The organism is Shewanella sp. 38A_GOM-205m (assembly GCF_000518445.1).
In the GTDB taxonomy this organism is placed as follows: domain Bacteria; phylum Pseudomonadota; class Gammaproteobacteria; order Enterobacterales; family Shewanellaceae; genus Shewanella; species Shewanella algae.
Window position 1 is genome coordinate 163,099 of record NZ_JADP01000007.1, and the last position, 23,761, is coordinate 186,859.

The window sequence follows — 23,761 nt, forward strand, 5'->3', positions numbered from 1 at the left end:
ACTGAGAAATCGCCGCCTCATGGGAGGCGGCAACAGCTTCAACGGTCGGCGACATAAGGGTTGTGGCGCCGCTCTTCAGCAAAAGTGGACATGGGGCCATGACCGGGAATAAAGCAAGTATCTCCCCCCAGCGGCCAGAGTTTGTTCTTGATGGAATCCAGTAGCGCCGCGTGATTACCGCCGGGAAAATCGCAGCGGCCTATGGAGTGTCTGAACAGCACATCGCCAACCCAGGCCAACTTGGCCGCTGGGGCAAAGAATACCAGGTGGCCTGGTGTATGGCCCGGGCAATGAATCACCTGAAGTTGTAACTCGCCGACCCAAATAGTGTCATCCTGCTCAAGAAAGCGGTCTGGATAAAAGACATCACAGTGGGGAAATTGATATAGACGACATTCCTCCGGCAACATATCAAACAGAAAAGTATCATCCTTATGAGGGCCGAGTATTTCGGAAGATGAACTCTTGGCCAATAATCTGGCCGCGCCGATATGATCTATATGGCCATGGGTCAGGAGTATCTTATCCAGCTCCAGTTTATTGTCTTCAATAAAACTTGTTATCTTTTCTACTTCACCACCTGGGTCTATTACAGCAGCCTTGTTGCAACCATCTTGCCAAACAATACAGGTATTTTGTTTGTAATGAGTTACAGGAATAATTTTGAAGTTTACATTTTTTGCCATTTATATCTCCACAATTATATAACTATAAACTGAGTTTACTTGTCGATGGATTCTATTGGTTGATATTGCTCAATAAATCAAAAATTATTTTCTGTGATTTTATATTTAAATTAATTAAATGGATTGCTTCAGGCTTTAAATTTATACCTTATTGTTCAATAATCTATTTCACTTGGATTATTGTGAAATGGCTCAAAGGGATTGCGGGCTAATTTCTATAATATTGACCATGTTCCAGCATTTCTATCTGGATTGACTCGAATATGCCTGGGGTTATACTGCCGTAGGTACCTGTCACAGAGTTTAGACAGGCGTCCTGCTTACTGATGAAAACTTGCTGAGGTATCGATGAACTATCGACTGACAAACGAACAAGAAGCATTTATTGCAGGAGTAAGAGACCTGATGTCACAGGAGGACTGGGAGCGCTATTTCTCCGCCTGCGATGACAACAATGAATATCCTGAACGTTTTGTCAAAGAGCTGGCCAAGCTGGGGCTGGACAGTTTGCTGCTTCCGGAAGAATACGGTGGCAGCGATGCCGGTCTGGTGACTCTGGCCTTGATCTGGGAAGAGTTGGGCCGTCTCGGTGCGCCAACCTATGTGCTTTATCAGATGGCGGGTTTTCCCACTATATTGCAGGAAGGCACCCAGGAGCAGATCGACAAGATCATGGCCTATATAGGTACCGGCAAACAGGTGTGGAACTCGGCGGTCACCGAGCCGGATGCCGGCTCGGATGTTCGCAGCCTACAGACCACTTATACCCGAAAGAAGGGCAAGGTCTACCTCAATGGCACCAAATGTTATATCACCAGTGCCGCCGAGACCCCTTACCTGGTGGTGATGGCCAAAGATTCCGCCAGCTTCGAACCAATTTTCTCCGAATTTTTTGTCGATATGAGTAAACCGGGAATCTCTGTCAGCCACTTGCCCAAGCTGGGACTGAAGATGGACAGTTGCTGTGTGGTGGAGTTCGACAACGTAGAGCTGGAGGAAAAGGACTTTTTCGGTACCGAAGGCAACGGGTTTGCCAGGGTGAAGAAGGAGTTTGATCTGGAGCGTTTCCTCATTGCCTGCAGCAACTATGGTTGCGCCTATTGCGCCTTCGAAGATGCCGCCCGTTACGCCAACAAGCGGGTACAGTTTGACTTGCCGATCGCCAAGACACAGCTGATCCAGGAAAAGTTTGCCTATATGTCGGTGCAGCTCACCAACATGAAGAACATGATTTATCACACCGCCTGGAAGGCCGACAACGGCCAGATGACCCCGGGCGATGCCGCCAAGTGTAAGCTCTACTGCTCCAAGGCGGCCTTCGATGTGGTTGACAATGCCATGCAGGTGTTTGGCGGCCAGGGGATCACCGGCGAGCATCGCATCAGCCGTTTCTGGCGCGATCTGCGGGTCGACAGAGTTTCCGGCGGCTCGGAAGAGATGCAGGTGCTGACGCTGGGCCGGGAAGTGCTCCGGGAGTATGTGTAGTCTTTAGGTAAAGACAGATACCGCCCACAATGTGGCCGAGTTGGTCTTCCTGTTGGCCAAGCTGCAACCGTTACCTATCTGAAGCCTTACTGCAGTTGGTACTGGATAACTCCGTCCTGGGTCAGGCGGAAGATCCACAGGGAGTCGCCTTCGCGGTAATACCAGCTGTTGGCCAGGCCTTCTTCGGCTTTTAACTGAGAAGTGAACTCGCTCATTGCCGCGGCGGGCAGACGGAAACTGCCGCTGGAGCTGTTGTTGTCCAGATCATTGTTGACCTTTATCTCCGTGGCCGAGGGCGGCAATATCGGTGGCAGCCAGCCTCGCTCGAATACTCCTTCAGCCCGTGCTTCGGCCTCGGTGGGGTATTGTTCGCTGATGACATCGCTGCAACCCCAGAGTAAGGCGGTTAATGTCAGCATGGAGCTGATGGAAAGGGAACGCATCAGTGGTTTCATCTTGGGCTCCTTGTCAGTGAAATGGCGTTTTACTGTAACAAAGGCGGCCTGTACCTAGTCTGAAGCCAAGTGAATTGATGGGTGAGCACTGAACTCAGTGTCCACCCATCGGCTGGTTAATGCTTACCACAGCTTGGATGTATAACACCTTCAGTGTTGTTGCCAAGCCCGAGGAAATCGAGGATATGTGGGGTCACTCCATCGACCTGCGTCATGGCGGTTTGGCTTAAATCTCCCTGGCAATAGGGGCTAATGCCCGGGTTATCCAGGCTGTTGTTGAGGATCAGAAAGGTATTGCGCTCGCCGGCACTCTGGCCGCCATGACCGGTTCCCAAACCGCCGTGATCTGAAGTCACCAGAATCAACCAATCTTCGTCCTGATAGTTGGGCCTTGAGGTCAGCGCTTGCAGCACTTGGGCTATCTGCTGATCTTCGTCGCGTATCTTTTGCTGATAGGTGGGATGCAGTGGTGCATAGGCATGGGTATGAATATCTGTGTTATGCAGATAGTAGAAGATGGCCGTGGGTGGGTTTTGCCAGCCCAGCCACTGTTTGACCGTGTCTGTAGCCTGTTGTGAGTTCTTGTTGGCATTGCTGACCACGAGATCGGCCTTGGCGGGTTTCAGGTTGTGGGTCAGATTGAACCAATCGGCAACCAGCGCCGTGGTTGCGGTAGGGTAGGCCTGCTTTATCAGATCAAAGACATGAGGTTTTTGCAGCATCAGGCTGCTGTCGTTGGAGTGGACGCCGTGTTTATCGGCCCAGAATCCGGTGAAGACGCTGGACCAACCTGGCCCACTGAAGGTGGACTGGTGTCCACCGGCCAGCAGATTGTTGTGAAAGGCGCCTGTTGCAATCAGGCTATCCAGTGCCGGCGTCTCGGCGCAATCCTCACATTGGATGGCATCGCCCCTCAAACCGTCCAGTCCTATCACCAGAATGTGTTTATTACCGGGTATCGGGTTCTTGATGCCGTGGCTGTCGAAGCGCTCATAATAGTCCATCGGCTGTTGCCCCTTATTGAGCTGCAGGCCACCTACGTCGGCGGCTCTCTGGCTGCTGAGGCTGCAATTACCGCTTTGGGTGTGGTAGTTGAATGACTGACACCAATAGCTTCTCTGATCATCGACACAGGCATCGGCACAGGCCTCTGCGCTCAGGCCGGGCAGCTGTTCGCTGTTGTACCCGGGTAAAAAGGCTTGCTCCACATGAACAAACTGTTCGAGTGAACTGGGCTTCAAGCTGTAATGGGCATAGGGGTTACCGGGATAATCTGTCTTGAGTCCACCGACATCGGCCGCGCGTTTGTCGCTGAGATCGCAGGATTGATTCTGTTTGTGATAATCAAAAGAGACGCACCAACTGCGTCCTTCCTCAAGACAGGCACTGGCACATTGAGCCGCGGTTACCCCGGACAACTTCTCTGAGTTGTAACCGGAAATCGCAGCATTGTCTGTCATCTCAAACCTGGACAGCGGATTGTCGCTCGCCTGGGCGCCGGCCGCGACCAGCAGCAATAGGCTGAGACTCAGGGGTGAAGTTTTCATTGTTAGCTCCTTGCTTTATAGGGAAGGCAAGTGGGTATCTGCCTCTTCCCCGGTTATGGGTTCCCGGTTTATTTCAGTGAAAGCTAATGACGGGGCTGTGAATCCTGATTCAGTTTTAGTTAATTACGGCTAGGCAAAAGCAAGCCCCGGGTCACCCGAGTGTCATTGCCTCTGTTGAGAATGGCTGCATTCGAACACAGACGAGGACCTATGAAATGCGCTCCACCTTAGCTTGCCTGTTGCTGCCCATGATGGCGGCGACTCCAGCCCTGGCCGAAGAATCGGCTCCGTTGCAATTTACTCTGAATACTGATGGCGGCATCAAGGTCGCCAATCACGACAAATCGGCCACTTTTCAGTTGGGTGGTCGCTTGCAATTCGACTATGACGCCACCGAATCAAAAGATAACCAGCTCGATACCGAGGACTTCGATGTGCGCCGGGCACGTTTGTATGTCAAAGGGCATGTCGGTGACTGGGGTTACAAGGCGCAGTTCAACATTGCCGAGAGTGACGGTGGCAAGGGGGGCAATGCCGAAGACCTCTATCTGAGCTACCTGGGATTTGGCAAACAGGCGCAGATCACCATAGGTAAACAGGCCGAGCCTTTCGGCCTGGAACGCCTGATGAGCTCCAAGGATATTTCAGCCCTTGAACGCAGTGCCATGACTGAACTGCACAGTCCGGGCCGGGCGCTCGGGGTCAAACTGCACGGTGTCGGAAGCAACTGGACCTATGCCCTGGGGGTATTTGAGTCAGATGGCGACGGTGGCAACGACTTCGAACATAAGGCGATGACAGGTCGCTTTACTTATACCCCCTACCAAGTAGGTGATGCCGTTATTCACTTAGGCGCCAGCTACACCCAGCGTGATGCCGATGTCAGCGAAGACGAGGTCAAGGGCTATGGCCTGGAACTGGCTGCCAGTAGCGGCCCTTTGCATTTGCAGGCGGAATACTTCGGCAGCGAGTTCGGCGATGAAGATCTCGACGGTTTCTATGTTCAGGGCGGCTGGGTGATTACCGGGGAATCCCGTCCTTACAAGCAAGGCAACTTCGGCCGGGTCAAACCGGGCAATGCCTATGGTGCCTGGGAGCTGGTATTGAGGTTCGAACAGGGCGACGGCAACTATGGTGATATTGGCCTGGACAAGAGCACTCAACTGTACGACGGCAATATGTACACCCTGGGGGTGAACTACTACGCAGATAAAAATGTCCGTTTGGGCCTCAACTACTCCAAGGGTGAAGCCGAGGACCTGCTGGGGAACGAGTTCAGCGGCAGTGAACTGCGGGCCAGGTTCCAGTACGCCTTTTAATTCAATGGCTGCGCCTGGGGTTGTCACAGTTCTGTCTTGATATGACGTAATAATGACGTTTCTGTTACGCCGGCAGGCGCAGGTTCAATAGCACAGCGAGGAAAACAAGATGAACAAGCTCAATCAACTGCTGCTCACTCTGAGCCTTAGCGGGGCGGCTCTTTTCAGCCAAAGCGCGCTGGCATTGGAGTCGCTGAAAATAGCCTTGATCCCATCGGAAGATTCCCGAGCCATGATCAAACAGTCACAGGCGTTGATGGATGAACTGGGTAAACAATTGGGGGTTAAGGTCGAAGGCTTTGTTGCTACCGACTACAACGGGGTGATAGAAGCGCTGAGAGCCAAGCATATTGATATCGCCTATCTGGGTCCCTTCTCTTATGTCAAGGCGACTCAGGTCACGGATGTTGAGGCCTTTGTGGTGGCCGAAACCAAGAAGAAGGGCGCTGTGGCCTATCACAGCCAGATCATCGCCAGAGCTGATTCAGATATCAAAGGTATTCAGGATCTTAAGGGTAAAGATTTCGCCTTTGTCGACCCCACTTCCACCTCAGGTTATGTGTTTCCTATGGTGGGATTGAAGCATGCCGGTATTGAACCCAAAGACGACTTTGCCAACCTCATCTACACAGGGGCTCACGATGCCAACATACTGGCAGTGAAACATCGCCGGGTGGATGCTGCGACTGTGGCCGACAGGATCCTCAGTGCCGCCGTCGACAAAGGCATGATCGGCAGTGAGGAATACCGTGTGGTTTGGCGCTCGCCGGCTATCCCCGAGTCTCCCATGGTTTGGCGTAAAGACCTGGCCGAAGAAGACAAGCAGAAGATCCGCACTGCCTTCCTGAGCCTGAAGAATCTGCAGTTCGGCGATCAGGGGGAGGTCAATCGCTATGTGGCTACAGATGATGCCGCATACGATGTTGTCCGCGAAGCGGCCAAGTTGGCACGGCAGTAATGGCAGGGTCAGAAAGATGATTGAAGTCAGAAACTTGAGTAAAGCATACGGCGAGACCCGGGTATTGGAAGATATCAACTTCAAGGTCGAAGCCGGTGAGTTTGTCGTGGTACTCGGCCCCTCGGGGGCGGGAAAGTCCACGCTGCTGCGCTGCATCAACCGCCTGACGCCGCCTTCCAGCGGTGAGGTGTTGATCGACGGCGAGTCCTATCCTGTGGGAGACAAGCATGCCTACCGAATATTATCTCAGCGAATTGCGATGGTGTTTCAGCATCATAATCTTGTTGATCGTTTATCTGTAATCAAAAACGTGCTCACCGGGCGCATGGCCAAGATCCCCTTCTGGGCCTGTCTGTTGCAGCTGTTTCCCAAACAGGATGTGGAGGCGGCATTGAACGCCATCGCCCAGGTTGGACTGGAGGAGAAGGCCTGGAATCGCGCCGATAACCTCAGCGGTGGCCAGCAGCAAAGGGTTGGCATCGCCAGGGCGCTGGCCCAGGAGCCTGACCTTATATTGGCCGACGAGCCAGTGGCCAGTCTCGATCCCAAGACCTCAAGACAGATCCTTGGGTATATCCGCGAAGTGAGCCGCAAGAACAATATCGCCGTGCTCTGCAACCTGCACCAGATAGATTACGCCATGGAATTCGGCCAAAGGATCATAGGGATCTCCGGCGGCCACATAGTCTTCAACGGCAAGCCCGAGGAGCTGACCCCCGAGATAGTGGCGCAAATTTATCCCGGCCTGGAAGATGAAGGCATTGCCAAGTTGGTCAGTCGCACCGCTGAGGAACTGCGGCGCAAGAAGGCCGGCGCACCGGTGTTGAAGGAGGCCCTATGTTGAAACAGTATCGATTTGTGGCCAATGCGCCACGTGGCCCCATGGGCTGGTGGGTGTTGCTGCCCATAGCTTTGGTCTCGCTGGCCACACTCAGCTGGACGGTGACAGGCACAGACACTGAAATTGGCAAATTAGTGCAGGGACTGCCCTGGATAGCCGACTTTATCGGCCGCATGTTGCCTCCCAATCTAAGCTATATCACTGACAACTTGATAGGCCCTGCGCTGCAGACCTTGCAAATTGCGCTGTTGGGGACTCTGTTGTCCATAGTGTTGGCCGTGCCGGTCAGCTTGCTGGCTGCCCGTAATCTGTCACCCAACGCCTGGCTCTATCACAGCAGTCGTCAGGTGCTGAACGTGCTCAGGGGCATAAATGAAATTATTCTGGCACTGATCTTCGTAGCCGCCGTTGGCCTTGGGCCCTTTGCCGGTGTGCTGGCGTTGGCAGTGCATGGTGCAGGCATGGTGGGCAAGTTCTTCTCTGAAGCGATTGAAGAGATTGATCAGGGCCCGATAGAGGCGATGCGCGCCTCAGGTTGCTCTACGCCGAAAATCGTGCTATTCGGCATACTGCCGCAGGTATTGCCGGCATGGATCGGGGTGGTGCTGTACCGCCTGGAAGCCAATATCCGTATCTCCACTATTCTGGGAATGGTCGGCGCCGGAGGCATAGGCTTTGAGCTGATGACCACCATGAAGTTATTCGAGTATGAGAATACCGCCGCTTGTGTGCTGGTTATCCTCTTGCTGGTGTTTGCTACCGACATCATCTCCGCCAGATTACGCAGTTTTATTCGCTGATTTCAGGACCACAACAAGATGTACAGATATCACAATCCTGTAGAGATAATTACAGGGCTGGGGGCCCTGCGCGCCCTTGAATCCCGGGTGGCACAACAAGACTACGTGCTGCTGACCCACCCAGGGCAGACGTTTACGACCATGGCAGAGCGGGTGATTGCCGCAGCCGGTAGGCCACCACTGGCTTGCTTGACCGATGTGGAAGACAATCCTTCACTGGCCAACCTGCAGCGTCTGTGTCGGCAATTACAGGCTCTGCCGGCCAAGCCAGCGCTGCTGTTGGCGTTGGGCGGTGGCTCGGTGATAGATGCCTGCAAGGTACTTTGTGCCACAGGGGGCGATTTTGACCGCCTGAGAGCCATGCTCAATGGAGCCGAGCCCGTGGCGCCCTTGCCCTATATCGCGATTCCCACCACCTCGGGTACCGGCAGCGAAGTGACCTGCTGGGCCACGGTTTGGGATCCCGAGACGCAGCGTAAGCACTCCTTGGCGCACCCGGCGCTTTATGCCCGGAGCGCCTTGTTGGAGCCCGAGTTGACCTTGAGTTTGCCACTGAATCTCAGCATTTCTACCGCACTCGATGCCCTGTCTCATGCGCTGGAAAGCCTGTGGAATCACAACCGGAATCCGCTGAGCAGTCAATATGCAGTGAGAGCAGCACAGATGATTTTATCTCAGCTACCTAGGCTTAAGCTTTGCAGTCATGAACTGGCACTACGGGAGACACTGCAGCTGGCCTCCCTGTTTGCCGGATTGGCGTTTTCCAATACCAAGACCTCACTGGCACATAACATCTCCTACCGGGTGACGTTGGAAAAAGGGGTCAGCCACGGCCAAGCATGCAGCTTTACTCTGCCGATGATCATCCGCGCCATGAGTGGCGATACCCAAGTACAGCCGCTGTTGGAGCAGGTTTTTGGTTGCCCGCCACTATTGGCCGCAGAGCGGTTGGAACAGCTACTGCTCAGGCTGGGTATCGATGTTGACCCCAGACGTTATGGTTATCGGCCCCAGCAGTGGCTGGCACTGGTAGCCGAAGCGGCCGATGGTCAGCGAGGGCGCAACTTCAGCGGCGACCCGCAGCGCCTGTTGGCGCTCTATCAACAAAGTTTTCAGATGGATGAGGTAATTTCATGTCAAAAGTAGCAGGTGTGATATTCGATTGGGCCGGAACCACAGTGGACTTTGGTTCCTTTGCACCGACCAGTATCTTTGTCGAGGCCTTTGCCCAGGCCTATGATTTCGAACTTTCACTCAAGGAAGCCCGTGGCCCCATGGGGTTGGGTAAGTGGGACCATATTCGCGCTCTGGGTGATATTCCTGCCATCGCCGAACGCTGGTTGGCGCAATTTGGCCGTACCATGAGTGATGAGGATGTCGATGCTATCTACCGGCGTTTTATGCCGTTGCAAATTGCCAAGGTCGGCGAGTTTGCCGACCTTATCCCGGGGACGCTGGAGACAGTAGCCTGGCTCAGGCAGCAAGAGATCAAAATAGGTTCTTGCAGCGGTTATCCGAGAGAAGTGATGGCTGAGTTGTTGCCGGCGGCCAAGGCGCGCGGCTTTGTTCCCGACTCTGTGGTCGCTACCGGTGAACTCAGTGCCGGTGGCCGTCCCGGCCCCTGGATGGCGCTGCAAAACGTGCTTAATCTGGGGATTAACGATGTTGGACATTGCCTCAAGGTGGATGATTCGGCGCCTGGCATTCACGAAGGGCGCAGTGCCGGCATGTGGACTGTAGGTCTGAGTCTTTCCGGTAACGAATCCGGTATGACACTGGCAGACTTTCTGGCTGCTACCGAGGCCGACAAGGTGTTTGCCCGCCGTACCGCTTCTGTCAATCTGGCTGCTGCAGGGGCGCACTACATCATTGATACTATTGCGCAGTTGCCTGAGGTAGTGCTGGATATCAACGCCAGATTGGCACGGGGTGAGCGGCCCTGATATTCAAGTAAAATCACTGTTAAGCAGCCCTTATTCTCCAGCAGGAAAGGGCTGCTTTTTTGTATGACTGGATTGCGTTTAACCAGTGCCGGCAAGCCGGGATCAAACACTTATCTGGGTATCCTTGTGCTGGGCGACTAGGGCTATCAGGGTCTTTATCATGGGGGAGTTGAGCTGTTTATTGTGCACCACCAGGCTGCTGCTGGCCTTGAGCTGGTCACTGACAATCCGCTTGGTTACTACCTGTTCGTGGGGCGTATGCTCATCCTCGGCCACCACAGAGATACCCAGGCCCTGGGCGACAGCTTCGCGCACCGATTCGCGGCTGCCCAGCTCATAGGCAAGCTGAGGGACAATGCCCGCGTTTTGCAGCGCGCCAAGAAACAGCTTGCGAGTCAGGGAACCTGGCTCGCGGATCAATAGCTCCTCATTGGCAAAGTCTTCTATGCTCAGGGTGTCCTTACGGCACAGCCGATGGTCTCTTGGCAAAATCGCCATCAGCTTATAGCGATAATAATGGAAAGCCTGCAGCCCTGGCTGACTCTGCGGCAGGACAAAGAAACCGGCATCCACAGCTTCTGTCTCCAGCAGTTGCAATACCTTGTTGGAGGCGGCAAAGGTGATATTGACCTTGATGTTGGGGTAAATAAGCCGAAACTCGCGCACTATGGCCGACAGTCTGACAGGGTTGACGGCGGCGATATGCAGCTCGCCGGTTTGGCTTATGCTGTGGGAAAGCAAAATAAACTCGGCTTCTTTCAGCTGGCTGAGTATTGCCCTGAATGAAGGCAACAGCGCTACCCCGAGCTGGGTCAGGCGATTATTTTCCCGCTGGCGCAGAAACAGCTTGGCGCCATAGGCTTCTTCCAAAGAGGCTATCTGATTGATGATAGAGGGTTGCGATACTTGCAGGTGTTCGGCGGCCTCTTTAAAACTGCGCTGCTGCGCCAGAGCACAGAAGGCGCGGATCTGAGCGAGTGAAATTTGAGGCTTGGGCATCTTTTCACGAGTAAACAGGGGCTGATGGCATAATTTTGCTACCAATTTATGACGCCACTATGACATGACCTGGATACAACCAGGATATAAGAGCAGAGATCAGAGCTGTTGCAGGCTGGCCAGCAAACGGTCCATTGCCCGATAACCCAGGGCCTGGGCCAGATGGCGCCGCTCGACCATGGGGCTGAGCTGCAGATCGGCTATTGTGCGTGCCACTCGTTGCAGCCGATGAAAGCTGCGCACCGATAATCCCAGCTGATTGACACTCTGTTCGAGAAACGCCAGATCGCCGGGTTTGAAACCTGCCTGCTTCAATGCCTTACTGCCCAACTGACTATTGAGTACGCCGGCGCGGCTGAGTTGTAGTTCCCTGGCCGCAGCGACTCTGGCGGCTATCTGCTCACTGGTTTCACCCTGCGCCGCCTCTGAGGTCAAGGCGCCTGGCGGGAGTTTGGGCACCTCAATGGTGAGGTCGAATCTGTCAATGAAAGGGCCTGACAGCCGGGCCAGGTAACGGCGGATCTGCTCTGGGCTGGCGCGGCTTCCCGGGCCGGCATCTCCACAAGGGCTGGGATTCATGGCGGCGATGAGTTGAAAACGGGCATCGAAGCGCAGTTTGGCTGCGGCGCGGGAGATGATGACATGGCCGGTTTCCATGGGTTCACGCAAGCAGTCGAGTACCTTGCGGGGAAACTCGGCAATTTCATCGAGAAACAGCACTCCCAGGTGAGCCAGTGAAATCTCGCCGGGTTTGGGAATCGAGCCGCCACCCACCAAAGAGATGGCGGAGCTGGTGTGGTGCGGAGCGCGAAACGGGCGGCGATAAAACTCCCCCGGCTCAGTGGCCATACCGGCCACTGAATGAATCGCAGCCACTTCCAGCGCCTCTTCATAACTCATGGGGGGCAGGAGTGAGATTATCCGGCTGGCCAGCATGGTTTTGCCTGTGCCAGGTGGCCCCAGCATCAGCAGGTTATGCCCGCCGGCGGCAGTGATTTCCAGTGCTTGTTTGGCTTGATATTGGCCTATGACCTCCGACAGGCAATCACTCGAGTGCGGCTTTGACTGTTCCAGCCATTCGGTTCCCGGCACTATCCCCGGCAGGGTTTGTTGCCCGTGCAGATAGGCGGCGATATGTTGCAGGTGCTGGGCCAGGCAACATTGCCGGTAGCCCACCAAATCGGCCTCACTGCGGTTATCCTGTGGCAATACCAGTTTGATGCCTCTTTGACGGGCGGCGATGATCACCGGCAGGATACCAGTGCAGTGCCTGACCTCACCGGACAGCCCAAGCTCACCGACAAATTCATGATCGTCCAGAGATTTCAGTGGCAGTTGCCCGGATGCTGCCAGAATGCCAATGGCAATAGGAAGGTCGTAACGTCCACCCTGCTTGGGCAGATCGGCCGGTGCCAGATTGATGGTTATCCTGCGCATGGGGAATTCAAAACCCGCATTGATTATGGCGCTGCGGACTCTTTCTCTGGCTTCCTTGACCGAAGCTTCCGGCAACCCCACCAGATTGAAGGCCGGCAGGCCGTTGGAGAGGTGAGCTTCGACCAGTACCTGAGGCGCCTCCACACCTTTGGCGGCTCGGGTGGCAACTCTGGCTATGGGCATAACAGTTCCTTTGTAGTGCGCTTCCCTGATTCAGTAGAGTGTAGCAGTTGCCTGGATTTACAGTGGCTTGAGGGAATAGCGGTTCTGGCCTTATCGACAGAGGTTTCCAGAACCCGGGAATGGACTGCACCAATAGCTATCACCACTGGAAGGTGGGATTAGATGACTTTCTTCATACACCTTAGACTGGTGTCTGTTTCATTGGAGAAGCAGAAAATTTGGTCGACCAAAGTGTAGTGCCACACCACTTTATAGTCAGTCGCCAGCAAGAGCTTCAACAGTGACAGTGCAGGGTTGGCAAACAAGACTTCCAGCGAATCGGCTGAGACAGGGTAGACTTTAACCTGTTCGACCTGAACTGCATTGTCGTGCAATACCAGCCTGGAGACCTTGCCGGAAAAGAGTATTTTCCCATCCGTTTTTTCTTTGTTGTCACTCAGTTGCAACAGCCCCCAGAAGCTTTCTGAATCAATATCTATGTAGAGGGAAAAAGTGATGCGCTTGACCTGCTTATCAGGGCCTTCTACTTCCTTGATCATCTGGTACATGCCATCTATGTCCTGAACCTCGTGATAGTCATATAGAAGGTTAATGATGATGGAACTCAGCAAGAGGGCTAGAGGGATGGTGATTGGCAGCAGTTTTTTTAACTTTGGCATACAGTTCCATCCTTCAGCTTATTGAGTATTGAGGCATCTGCATAACTGACATAGGTATTAATACTGTTATGCGATTTATTAATGCAGTCGATGGAAAATAAACCTGATCTATGGCTCAAGATAATAGTGTCTCTGTTATCCTTTATTGTTCTCCCAATTTCATAGAAGTCTACAGTGCCAATGAGTTGATAGTTTAGTTCTTCAATGACTGAGTTTATGGCTTGCTTGTCTATTGTGTTCTTGATCCTTGATATAGTAATTATCTTATTTATTCCGTTGGTGTATATTTTTATTCTTGGTGGCGTGTGTGTCAGCGCTTTTGTTATTGCGAATGGTACAAAGAATAATGCCAATGATATGCTTGTGATATACAGAATTCGTCTTAAGCTGAAATTGAACTTTTGTGGGATAGGCGTTACCGCCTCGGTATAAGCTGGATTAATGTTGTCATTGATGAACTCCAGCTGGATATTGCCCTGAAGTGTATCAAGGCCGTAACCAAAACCTTTCTTGGTGAATATAATATTGTTGCCGGAGATCTCTCTGAATATTCTTCTCAGATTGGCAATAGCAACTGGAATAGAATTGGGGGAAACAATTCTTCCATGCCAGCCGGCATCCAAGAGTTTATCTCTGCTTACTGCTTGACCTCGACTGAGGTATAGCTCTTTTAATATATAAAATTCTGGAATTGAACATTTATATCCTTTGGTGTCTGTTTTGATAATTGGATTGTCGTTGTTTTGGCGAGCTGTGATTGTTTTCCTACCTTTAGTGATGTCCATTTTTATTCCTATTGTTTTTGTTTTTAATTTAAGTTTCTACATGTTTTACGCCCTAATAATAAGTAATAAAAAATCCTGTTGTTGAGATAATGTTTCATTAATCAATAGAGTGTTAATTTTGCAAGTTATTGATTCTTAAGCTAAATACCTGTGTTGTCAATAGTGGGTATCCCTTAGGCTCCATTTATTAGTTTTTATAACTCCGGGATTAACTCCACTGGTGAGAATCTCTGCCTTGATCCCGCAAAATGCATAGTGTAACCGAATGCTGGTCTGTTTGTCGGGTTGTTGCTGTTCAGTGCTATCAAGGGGGAAACATGCTTACGCAGCAGAGATGTGACAATACGGATTCCGGCAATGAGCCGGGCAGCATAGGCAAGCTGTTTAATGAGTACAATAACGCACCATTAACTGAAGCCCATTTTCAGGAGATAGTTGCCAGAAAAATAAGCGGCTGTGCCCAAGAGGTGGCTTATGAAGTATTATTCAGGCCTGGAAAGCTATGCTTAAGTGTGGAAGGCTTCTATGCCAATCTGCATCAAAAAGAGCTATTGAATTTATCTCTGGAGCAGTTGCATCAATTGGCGGCTATTGATTACAGGCATCTCGATGTTTTGGCCCTGGCTGGCCACAAAATTGCACGGCTGTTTATCAATATAGAAGCTAGAATCATCTCCTCTTTAGAGGCTGAATTGGTTTGGCTAAAAGAAACATTGAAACAACAAGAGGTGGAGTTGGTTGTTGAAATCACGGAACGTTTGTCAGCCAAGATTGCTACAACTGCTTTTGCCAGTATCGCCAAGTTACATGATTTTGGTGTTAAATTTGCTTTGGATGACTTTGAGCCTAAAGGTGATTTGAGACGGCATTGGATTAATACTGCTTGCGTCGATTATATCAAATTGATCCTTCCCCGCGGTTTTGAAAAATCAGAAAAAGTCAGGTTGGATTTTATTGACTATATATATCAATTAAAAAATCAAGCTCAGATTAAGGTGATTGTTGAAAAGGTAGAGACGCTGGAGCAATTTTTGGCGATGGAGTTGGTACCCTATGATGGTTTGCAGGGATACCTGTTTTCCCAGCCGGAAAAGCTGGCGCAAATAGAGTTGCACCGGCATGCCTTTGGGTGATGTCGCAGGCGCTAATTCACTTGTTTAACGGATAAAAAAGGTCACTGTCACGGCAAAAATTTCTCGTTATCTGAATGTAAAATCTACTGATAGATTGTGTGAGACTTCTCTGTGCTGCCCCATGGGATGGCACTTTACTCACACAAGGAAACAAGATGAAAAGCTTAACTCTGCTGCTGGCCGGTATGTTACTCAGTGGTGCTGCCCTGGCAGCTGATGAAGAAAACGCCTTGCCTCAAGCCAGTGAAACCGATATTCAACAACTGCAGCAAGCCTGTTTGCAAATGGCCGATGAAGACGCGGTGCCAGCCGAAGAACGTCAGGAATATCTGCTGACTTGCGTTAATGATCAACTCAACGAAATGGGTTATCAGCTTCTGGAAAGTTTGCCAGAGGTTAATTAATCTCCAAAAGGGCAGCCCATCTGTGTTTTAATTCTCCGGTATACGATATGCATTGTTTGCTGGGGGATGGATGCCTTGCTGTTGAGTCTATTTAATACGTGGTGGAGTGATTTATTCACTCCACCACGTAAACTCCTTTCCCTTTTTCTGCTTTTGCTGACGGTTTTTCTGAACTACCCGACCAAGGTATTGGCTCAAGCTCATCCGTTACGGGTCAGCTTTATTAATCCAGGCTCTGCTCAAGAGAGTTTCTGGGGTGATATAGATAAGCTGATGTTGGTGGCGGCGGCCGAGCTCAACATTGAGTTGGAAATACTGCATGCCAACAGGGATCATTTCAGGATGATAGCCCTGGCACAAGAGTTGGCGGCTCGCGAGCAATTGCCCCGGTATGTCATTTTGGTCAATGAAAAAAATGTTGCCGCAAAAATGCTGGCAGCCTTTGAAGGGCTCCCCTTTAAAACGCTACTGCTGCTCAATGATATTGAGCCCAAGGCGCGTCATTCATTGTTGCAGGAGCCTTATTGGCAGCAGCATTTGCTGCCACCATTGGTTCCGGACAATGAAAGAATAGGTTTTCTGACCGCCCAGGCGCTGTTAATGCAAATGGGGAATAAGCGGCAGGGCAAGGTATTATTGATCTCAGGTGACAAGGGGACACCGGCGTCTATCGAACGGACTCAAGGAGCTTTAAACGGTTTTCGGCAGGCGGGGATAGAACCGCTGCAACTCGTCTATGGTCACTGGCAAGAACAGAGAGCCAGGGCGCAGACTCAGGTGTTGCTGAATCGTTACCCCGGGCTGGAAGGGATTTGGACCGCCAACGATCATATGGCCTTTGGTGCCATTGCGGCATTGGAGGACAAGGGGCTCAGACCTGGAGAGGATATTTTCATCGCCAGTATCAACACTTCCTCCAAGGTACTTGATTGGCGTAGTCAGGGGTACATCAGTGTCTTGGGCGGCGGTCATTTGCTGGCGGGGGCAGAGGCGCTCATGCGCATCCGTGACGACAGCGAGGCCAGGCCATGGAATGAGAAGGTTCCCCCAATGTTCAGGCTTCTGGTGCCGGGCACTGAGCCTTTCAATCTGCTCGAGCAACGAAATTGGCGGGCACTGCTCGCCTGGTACCAACAGACATCGGAAGTAACGCATTGAAACAAAGCTCCGTCATCAGTCACAAGATGACCCTGGTTATCATAGGTGTCAGTTCATTTTTTGCCTTGGTGACCATGGCGGCCCAGCTGTTCTGGAACTATCAGGATGGCGTTGAAGGCAGCAATCGCAGGTTACATGAATATGTCGAGGCAAATCTGCCCGGCATGGCGCAGGCCATTTGGGATGTGGACCATAAGCTGCTGCGGGACATACTGATTGGCATAGGCATGCAGCCCTATGTTTCCGGCGCGTCTTTGTCCAGTGCCGACGGGATTGCCCTGCAGGTGGGAAATAATCAGGCCCAGGATAATGAGACCTTTCTGTTTCCAATCATCTACCGTCAGCAACAGATAGGTGAGCTCAAGGTTCAGCGCAGCCGCAACCAACTCTATTATGAGTTGTGGCGACAGATGATTCTGATCGTCGTGGGTAATGGCTTGAAAACCCTGCTGATGATCTATGTGATCCTGACGCTGGTACGTAGCCTGGTTACCGGAAGATTGGCGGCACTGGCCGCATACGTCAACCGCATAGATTTGGGGCAACCGCGAAAAGTGCCCTTGCCCGATGCGGTTGGTGCGGCGAATCAGGATGAAATTGGCAGTGTCGCCCGCGCCATAGAGCAGATGTATCGACGTATTAGAACCGATTTTGCCCGCAAACGTTGGCAACAGAGACATCTGGCCCGGGGGCAAAGGCAGTTGTCTGAGTTGGTAGAGCTAAGCCATAAGGAGCTGGCTTGGCAGGCCAGAGCCAATGAGTTGTTGGCGGATCTGTCATTACAATTTTTGAAGTTGCAGCCGGGAGAAGTCAATCAGGCCCTGGCCGATGTTGGCCGTCAGATTGCCGAATTGTTTGCCGTCGAACGGGTCGCCTTGTTGGAGATAAAAGAGCAGCAACTCTGCTACCGCAGTGTCTGGAGCCGCCGGGGTGACCCTCAGGCTTCACGCTACATAGATATCAGTGAGTTGAATCGTTTTTCAGAGCAGCTCAACTCCCGCCAGATGATGGTGGTGGAAGATGTGGAAACCCTGAGGCCAGAGGCGGATGCGGAATATCGTCTGCTCAAGCAGTTGCAGTTACGTTCCCTGGCACTGTTTGCCATTACCGATGGTCACGATCTGTTGGGGGTATTGTCGCTGAGTAATGGTCAATCACCTCAGCCGTGGCCGCAGTCCCGCCGTGCCATGCTGACCCAGTTTGCCGCTGCGCTCAATGAACTCTTGGTCAGGGAGCGCAGGGACTTGCAGATGCTGGGGCTGCAGCGGGAGCTGTTGGGGCTGAATCACAAGCTCAAGCAGCTGTCGGAAACCGATGAGCTTACCGGGTTGGCCAATCGCCGCCCCTTTACCGAATCTCTGGCGCGGCTGCTGGCCTCGGAAGAAGCCGGTGCACTGATCATGCTGGATGTGGATCACTTCAAGGCCTTCAACGACAGTTTCGGTCATCCGGCCGGTGACAGTGTGCTGCAGCGCCTGGCGCAGACCATGCAAAAAGCGCTTCCTGAATCAGCCTTGTTGGCCAGGGTCGGCGGCGAGGAATTTGCTCTGGTCTTGCCGGGAGTCGACCGCCGGCAAGCCAAGGATTTGGCTGAAACCCTGTTGAATCGAGTCAGGGCGTTGCAGATCTCTCACGCAGCATCGCCCGCAGGCATAGTCACCATAAGTCTTGGGCTGGCACTTCTGCCCCGGGATGAACAGGATTTGAGTGAGGTTATTCGAGTGGCAGACAAGGCGCTTTATCAGGCCAAGCATTTGGGACGCAACACTTGGTTTCTGGCGGAATAACACTTGGTTTCTGACGGAGTAACACGGGGGATCAGTGGCCGGTGAATGTTTGCAGTAACAGCTGCAGTTCGCCGCTTTTTTCCAATTGGGTTACACCGGTATTGAACTCTTCCAGCAGCGCCATCTTGTGTGGGCTTTGCCTGGAAACCAGCATATAGAAGGGTTCTGGCCGAGTGTTGGGAATGGCTTGCGTTGCCAGCCCTATGACCTGTGGATCGCGATCCATCAGTTTCAAGGTGCCGCTGAAAATCTCCAGTCGTGCCAGAAAGAAGTCACACCGGCCCCGGATCAATAATTCGGGGATCAACGGCAGATCTTTGCTCAGGGACAATGGCTGAGAGTTGTCCCAACCGAAGTTACGATAATTGAAACCGCGAATGCCGCAAACTGTGCCCAGCTGTGCCAGCTCGGTCAGTGAGTTGAACCTCAAGCCCTGCGGGAAACGACGCTTGAGAAAGACCACCCCTGGGGTGAGATAGTAATAGGAGCGCGACAGCAGGAACTTTCGCCGTCGCTCGGGATTGGCCGAGGCGCTCATGGCAGCGTCTATCTTGCCCTGTTCCACTTCCAGCATGCACCTTGGCCAGGGAAGGGTGATGATTTGCAGCTGCCAGCGTGGTGGCGTAAACAGCCGATAAAGCAGCTGAATGTCATAGCCGTCACTATCGTGGGTCTTGTAACCATCGACTCTGGAAAAGTAATTGAAGGGGGGAAATTCAGACTCTTCGACACATATCCTTAACTTAATGCCGTTAGAGTCTTCTTCAGCCATTGAAACCGGTGAGATAAGCATCACTGTCAAAAATGCCGCAAACGGATATAATGTGAACTTCATTCCGGTAAAAGAGGCCTGCAATGGGTTTCTTGGAGTATAGCAAAGCCACTCAATTCGCCATGTAAATGTCCATACCGGTAACCAGTTCGCCTTTCTGACCTCCCAGTCATTCCATTTTCAGGCCTGGATAAGGGCACGGCATAGAAGCGCTTTGTAACTAACCTAAGGTGTTGTATGAGTTTATTCGATAATTTGGTGATTATCTTTTGCCTGATCGGAACTAGCTGTTTTTTTTCCATGTCCGAAATTGCTCTGGCCGCATCCCGTAAAATCCGTTTACGGCAGATGGCCGAGGAGGGAGACTTGCGCGCCGAAAAAGTATTGGCGTTGCAAACCACTCCGGGCAGTTTTTTCACCGTAGTGCAGATTGGTCTCAATGCCGTCGCCATCATGGGGGGGATTGTCGGTGAGTCTGCTTTTACCCCTTACTTCGCAGCAGCTTTGGCCCATGTGATCCCTCAGGCTTGGGTCGGACAGCTAAGCTTTGTGTTGTCCTTCGTGCTGGTGACCAGCCTGTTTATTCTGATTGCCGACCTGATGCCCAAACGGGTCGCCATGGCCTTACCGGAGAAAGTGGCGGTTAACCTGGTGAACCCCATGCTGATATGCATCACTCTACTGCGCCCCTTTGTGTGGATCTTCAACGGCATGGCCAACGGTATCTTCAAGCTATTGCAGATCCCCACTGCCCGCAATGATGAGATCACCCCGGACGATATCTACGCCATCATGGATGCCGGTGCCGAGGCCGGTGTGTTGGATAAGGGCGAACAGCAGATGATAGAGAATGTGTTCGAGATGCAATCTGTCAGTGTTACCTCTGCGATGACTGCCCGTGAGAGCCTGGTGTATTTTCTGCTGCAGGATGACGAAGACACTATCAAGAAAAAAATCGCCGAGGATCCGCACAACAAGTTTTTGGTCTGTGATGGTCAGCTGGACAATATCAAAGGGGTGGTAGACGCCAAGGAGCTGCTGATCCGGGTGATCAACGGCCGCAAGATAGATTTGAAAGATACCTCGTTAGTGCGCAGCAGCCTGATCATTCCCGACACCCTGAGCCTGTCGGAAGCCATGGAATATTTCCGTCATCACAGGGCCGATTTTGCCGTGGTGATGAATGAATACGCCCTGGTGGTGGGGATAGTGACTACTGACGATCTGCAAAGTGCGGTAATGGGCGCCTGGTCGCTGCATGAAAGTGAAGAGCAGATAGTGCCCCGCGACGCCAACTCCTGGCTGGTGGACGGGGTGACGCCGATAACCGACGTGATGCGTGCCTTTGGTATTGAGGAGTTCCCGCAAAACCAAAACTATGAAACCATCGCCGGTTTTATGATGTACACATTGCGCAAGATCCCCAAGCGCACCGATTCGGTCAACTACGCAGGTTATAAGTTTGAGGTGGTGGACATAGATGCCTACAAGGTAGACCAGTTGCTGGTTACCCGCCTCTTGCCTCAGGAAGATCAACTGCCCAAGGATGAAGAGTCACTCGATATTTAAGGCAAGCTTAAAGGGCGTGGCTTACAAGCCTGCCTGCTGTGTTGTGCTTCTTGCAAAGGACTAGGGCCATTTGCTTCGAACCACGCCTTGTATCCAGGCCTGTAAGCCGATGCAGAGCACGCATGGGACTTGTTCGCACCTTCCTTAGCTAAATCACTTCCAGAAACGCACTCACCAAGGGATCCTGGCGCCGCTTGGCCTTGCAGCAGCACCCCAGTTCAAAGGGGGCTATCTCGGCCGGTGAGGCCAGGGTTTTTATCCTCTCGCCCAGTGGACTGTTGGCTACCACTACATCCGGAGTGATGCTGACACCGCAGCCCAGAGCCACCATGGGCACTATCGCCTCGTGGCCCGATACCTGGGCATAGATATTGGCCTTGATCCCCATCGCCTTGAACCAGCGCTCGGCCCGTAAACGCCCGGGGCCGTGGTCTGGCACGATAAAGGGCAGTTGCTCCCAGGGAATAGGATTTTGCGCCAGCAGCGACTGCAGCTGACAGTTGATGGTGGGCGCGATAATCGACAGTGGCACCTCTCCTATGGGGGCAAAGTGCAGACTCGGCGGAAAGTCCTGCGGCAGAGCGGCGATGGCGATATCCGCCCTCTGCTGCTGAATTTCCTGCACCGCATCGGCGGCATCACCCGTGGTGAGTTTGATATCGACCAGGGGCTGCTGGCGGCGAAACTTATCCAATAGGGCCGGCAGATGGCTGTAGGCGGCTGTGACTGAGCAATAGAGTTGTAATGTGCCCCTCAGCAGCTTTTGCTGCGGATCCAGCTCGCGGCGCAGCTCCTGCCACTGAGTCAGTGTCTGGCTGGCGAAGCGGCGAAAGGCTTCGCCTGCGTGGGTCAGGGTAACGCTGCGGTTGTCCCGCTCCAGCAGCTTGCTGCCCACTTCATCTTCCAGCCTTTGCAAGGTGCGGCTTAAGGTTGAAGGGCTGACATGCATCCGGGTGGCGGTGCGGGAAAAATGCAGGGTGTCGCAGAGATCCAGATAGAGTTTTATCGCCCGAATATCCATGCCGTTTTGCCTCTCTTATTATTGCGTTTTGTGCAACATGACATGCCGAATATATCATTTCAAGCAATTTAAACCATGGGCTATAGTGATTTGCATCACTGAGCCGTTTCGGCTTGGTCCCAGGAATTCGGTTAAACAGGTGGCTAAGATGGCAAATTACTTCAATACCCTGAATCTGCGGCAGCAGTTGGCACAGCTGAGCCAGTGCCGTTTTATGGAGCGCAGCGAGTTTGAAAACGGCTGTGACTATATCAAGGACTGGAATATTGTCATCCTTGGCTGTGGTGCCCAGGGCCTCAATCAGGGGTTGAACATGCGTGACTCAGGGCTGAACATCGCCTATGCTCTGCGCAGCGAAGCCATAGCCGAGAAACGCGCCTCCTGGCAGCGAGCCACCGAAAACGGTTTCAAGGTAGGCACCTTCGAAGAGCTGATCCCCGGGGCCGATCTGGTACTGAACCTGACACCTGACAAGCAGCACACTCCTGTGGTCAATGCGGTAATGCCCTTGATGAAGCAAGGTGCGACCCTGTCCTATTCCCATGGCTTCAACATAGTGGAAGAGGGGATGCAGGTGCGCCCGGACATTACTGTCATCATGGTGGCGCCCAAGTGCCCCGGTACTGAAGTGCGTGAGGAATACAAGCGTGGCTTTGGGGTACCGACACTGATCGCAGTGCATCCTGAGAATGATCCCAATGGCGACGGTCTGGAGATAGCCAAGGCCTATGCCAGTGCTACCGGCGGCGATCGCGCCGGCGTGCTGCACTCCTCGTTTATCGCCGAGGTGAAGTCGGATCTGATGGGCGAGCAGACCATTCTCTGCGGCATGCTGCAGACGGGAGCGATTCTGGGTTATGACAAGATGGTGGCCGATGGCGTTGAGCCGGGTTATGCCGCCAAGCTTATCCAGCAGGGCTGGGAAACCATCACAGAGGCGCTCAAGCATGGCGGTATCACCAATATGATGGATCGCCTGTCCAACCCGGCCAAGATCAAGGCGTTTGAGATTGCCGAAGAGCTTAAGGTGTTGCTGACTCCGCTGTTTGAAAAACATATGGACGACATCATCAGCGGCGAGTTTTCCGCCACTATGATGGCCGACTGGGCCAATGACGACGCCAATTTGCTGCGCTGGCGTGAAGAGACCAATAACACCGGCTTTGAAAAGGCGCCGACCTGCGCCGAGCAGATAGATGAGCAGACCTATTTCGACAAGGGGATCTTCCTGGTGGCCATGATCAAGGCCGGGGTGGAACTGGCGTTCGATACCATGGTGGATGCCGGGATCATCGAAGAGTCGGCCTATTACGAGTCGCTGCACGAGACGCCGCTGATTGCCAACACCATAGCCCGCAAACGCCTCTATGAGATGAACGTAGTGATCTCGGATACCGCCGAATATGGCTGTTACTTGTTCAACCATGCCGCCGTGCCGCTGCTGCGTGACTATGTTAACGCCCTCTCTCCCGAGGTCCTGGGCGCCGGTCTCAAGGATTCGGGCAATGGGGTCGATAATCTGCGTCTGATCGAGGTCAACGAAGCGATTCGCCATACGGCCGTCGAATATGTCGGTGCCGAACTTCGCGGTTACATGACTGAAATGAAAAGGATAAACCTGCAAGATTGACGTAAACGTTAGCTTAATTGCCGCCGGCGGCAATTAAGCTGTTTAGGCGAGCCATTGCCGAGGGTGCCATAGCCAGGCCAAGTTGGAAGATTTTCAGGTTGTGAATTTTTTTGTTGTGTTCTGAAAACACTTTATGGTAATGGTTAATAAGTGCGCTGCCAAAGGGCTCGCCAAGCAGATAAATTGAATA

General features: G+C 52.6%; 22 protein-coding genes. 13 read left to right on the forward strand and 9 right to left on the reverse strand.

Translation table 11 applies throughout. The features are described from left to right. Positions 1-38: 38 nt before the first annotated feature. On the reverse strand, positions 39-686 hold the full coding sequence (locus N512_RS0108915) for an MBL fold metallo-hydrolase (RefSeq protein ID WP_028780098.1): 648 nt from the start codon (positions 684-686) through the stop codon (positions 39-41). Between the two features lie 348 nt (positions 687-1,034). Between N512_RS0108915 and caiA the strand changes: the two genes are divergently transcribed. Further along, positions 1,035-2,171, forward strand: coding sequence for a crotonobetainyl-CoA dehydrogenase (gene caiA / locus N512_RS0108920; RefSeq protein ID WP_028780099.1), 1,137 nt, complete (start codon positions 1,035-1,037; stop codon positions 2,169-2,171). A gap of 86 nt (positions 2,172-2,257) precedes the next feature. Here caiA and N512_RS0108925 read toward each other — a convergent pair whose 3' ends face one another. Both N512_RS0108925 and N512_RS0108930 read right to left on the reverse strand, forming a co-directional pair. Beyond that, positions 2,258-2,626, reverse strand: coding sequence for a hypothetical protein (locus N512_RS0108925; RefSeq protein WP_051541835.1), 369 nt, complete (start codon positions 2,624-2,626; stop codon positions 2,258-2,260). Positions 2,627-2,742: 116 nt separating this feature from the next. Next, positions 2,743-4,173 carry a PAN domain-containing protein gene (locus N512_RS0108930; protein WP_028780100.1) on the reverse strand — a complete coding sequence of 477 codons (1,431 nt, stop codon included), beginning with the start codon at positions 4,171-4,173 and terminating at the stop codon, positions 2,743-2,745. Positions 4,174-4,388: 215 nt separating this feature from the next. On the opposite strand from N512_RS0108930, the gene N512_RS0108935 reads away from it, so the two are divergent. The 6 genes from N512_RS0108935 (at position 4,389) to phnX (ending at position 10,034) form a co-directional block, all read left to right on the forward strand. Further along, positions 4,389-5,492, forward strand: coding sequence for an OprO/OprP family phosphate-selective porin (locus tag N512_RS0108935; protein ID WP_028780101.1), 1,104 nt, complete (start codon positions 4,389-4,391; stop codon positions 5,490-5,492). A 109-nt stretch (positions 5,493-5,601) separates the two neighbouring features. Beyond that, positions 5,602-6,450: a phosphonate ABC transporter substrate-binding protein gene (phnD, locus tag N512_RS0108940; protein ID WP_028780102.1), complete on the forward strand. Its 849-nt coding sequence runs from the start codon at positions 5,602-5,604 to the stop codon at positions 6,448-6,450. Between the two features lie 16 nt (positions 6,451-6,466). Next, on the forward strand, positions 6,467-7,294 hold the full coding sequence (phnC, locus tag N512_RS22645) for a phosphonate ABC transporter ATP-binding protein (RefSeq protein WP_025010083.1): 828 nt from the start codon (positions 6,467-6,469) through the stop codon (positions 7,292-7,294). Further along, positions 7,288-8,091, forward strand: coding sequence for a phosphonate ABC transporter, permease protein PhnE (gene phnE, locus N512_RS0108950; protein WP_028780103.1), 804 nt, complete (start codon positions 7,288-7,290; stop codon positions 8,089-8,091). The genes phnC and phnE overlap by 7 nt, the downstream gene beginning before the upstream one ends. Positions 8,092-8,109: 18 nt before the next feature. Beyond that, on the forward strand, positions 8,110-9,237 hold the full coding sequence (locus N512_RS22650; protein ID WP_037474562.1) for a phosphonoacetaldehyde reductase: 1,128 nt from the start codon (positions 8,110-8,112) through the stop codon (positions 9,235-9,237). Continuing rightward, positions 9,225-10,034, forward strand: coding sequence for a phosphonoacetaldehyde hydrolase (gene phnX / locus N512_RS0108960; RefSeq protein ID WP_028780104.1), 810 nt, complete (start codon positions 9,225-9,227; stop codon positions 10,032-10,034). Before N512_RS22650 ends, phnX begins: the two co-directional genes overlap by 13 nt. A gap of 102 nt (positions 10,035-10,136) precedes the next feature. Here the strand turns inward: phnX and N512_RS0108965 are convergent, their stop codons facing one another. The 4 genes from N512_RS0108965 to N512_RS23750 all read right to left on the reverse strand — a co-directional run bounded on the left by N512_RS0108965 (position 10,137) and on the right by N512_RS23750 (position 14,097). Continuing rightward, the gene (locus tag N512_RS0108965; RefSeq protein WP_028780105.1) at positions 10,137-11,033 is read right to left on the reverse strand and encodes a LysR substrate-binding domain-containing protein; all 897 of its coding nucleotides are present in this window, start codon (positions 11,031-11,033) and stop codon (positions 10,137-10,139) included. A gap of 99 nt (positions 11,034-11,132) precedes the next feature. After that, complete coding sequence (locus N512_RS0108970) at positions 11,133-12,653, reverse strand: YifB family Mg chelatase-like AAA ATPase (protein WP_028780106.1); 1,521 nt, start codon at positions 12,651-12,653, stop codon at positions 11,133-11,135. 158 nt (positions 12,654-12,811) lie between these two features. Continuing rightward, positions 12,812-13,312, reverse strand: coding sequence for a hypothetical protein (locus N512_RS0108975; RefSeq protein ID WP_025010079.1), 501 nt, complete (start codon positions 13,310-13,312; stop codon positions 12,812-12,814). Beyond that, positions 13,300-14,097, reverse strand: a complete 798-nt coding sequence (locus tag N512_RS23750; RefSeq protein ID WP_051472725.1) for a winged helix-turn-helix domain-containing protein — start codon at positions 14,095-14,097, stop codon at positions 13,300-13,302. Before N512_RS23750 ends, N512_RS0108975 begins: the two co-directional genes overlap by 13 nt. A gap of 317 nt (positions 14,098-14,414) precedes the next feature. On the opposite strand from N512_RS23750, the gene N512_RS0108985 reads away from it, so the two are divergent. From N512_RS0108985 to N512_RS0109000, 4 genes are all read left to right on the forward strand, one after another. Continuing rightward, a complete protein-coding gene (locus tag N512_RS0108985; RefSeq protein WP_028780107.1) occupies positions 14,415-15,230 on the forward strand; it encodes an EAL domain-containing protein in 816 nt (271 codons plus the stop codon). A 155-nt stretch (positions 15,231-15,385) separates the two neighbouring features. After that, entirely contained in the window at positions 15,386-15,634 is a 249-nt protein-coding gene (locus N512_RS0108990) for a hypothetical protein (RefSeq protein WP_025010076.1), read from the forward strand. 189 nt (positions 15,635-15,823) lie between these two features. Further along, positions 15,824-16,792 carry an ABC transporter substrate-binding protein gene (locus tag N512_RS22660; protein ID WP_197021445.1) on the forward strand — a complete coding sequence of 323 codons (969 nt, stop codon included), beginning with the start codon at positions 15,824-15,826 and terminating at the stop codon, positions 16,790-16,792. After that, entirely contained in the window at positions 16,789-18,579 is a 1,791-nt protein-coding gene (locus N512_RS0109000; RefSeq protein ID WP_051472727.1) for a sensor domain-containing diguanylate cyclase, read from the forward strand. The genes N512_RS22660 and N512_RS0109000 overlap by 4 nt, the downstream gene beginning before the upstream one ends. Positions 18,580-18,610: 31 nt before the next feature. Here the strand turns inward: N512_RS0109000 and N512_RS22665 are convergent, their stop codons facing one another. Then, positions 18,611-19,414 (reverse strand): substrate-binding periplasmic protein, encoded by an 804-nt coding sequence (locus tag N512_RS22665; protein WP_025010073.1) that lies wholly within the window; start codon positions 19,412-19,414, stop codon positions 18,611-18,613. A gap of 174 nt (positions 19,415-19,588) precedes the next feature. On the opposite strand from N512_RS22665, the gene N512_RS0109010 reads away from it, so the two are divergent. Beyond that, positions 19,589-20,920 (forward strand): hemolysin family protein, encoded by a 1,332-nt coding sequence (locus N512_RS0109010; RefSeq protein WP_025889658.1) that lies wholly within the window; start codon positions 19,589-19,591, stop codon positions 20,918-20,920. A 148-nt stretch (positions 20,921-21,068) separates the two neighbouring features. Here N512_RS0109010 and ilvY read toward each other — a convergent pair whose 3' ends face one another. Beyond that, positions 21,069-21,941, reverse strand: coding sequence for an HTH-type transcriptional activator IlvY (gene ilvY / locus N512_RS0109015; protein WP_025010072.1), 873 nt, complete (start codon positions 21,939-21,941; stop codon positions 21,069-21,071). 148 nt (positions 21,942-22,089) lie between these two features. On the opposite strand from ilvY, the gene ilvC reads away from it, so the two are divergent. Continuing rightward, positions 22,090-23,571, forward strand: a complete 1,482-nt coding sequence (gene ilvC / locus N512_RS0109020) for a ketol-acid reductoisomerase (protein ID WP_028780109.1) — start codon at positions 22,090-22,092, stop codon at positions 23,569-23,571. Positions 23,572-23,761 lie beyond the last annotated feature (190 nt).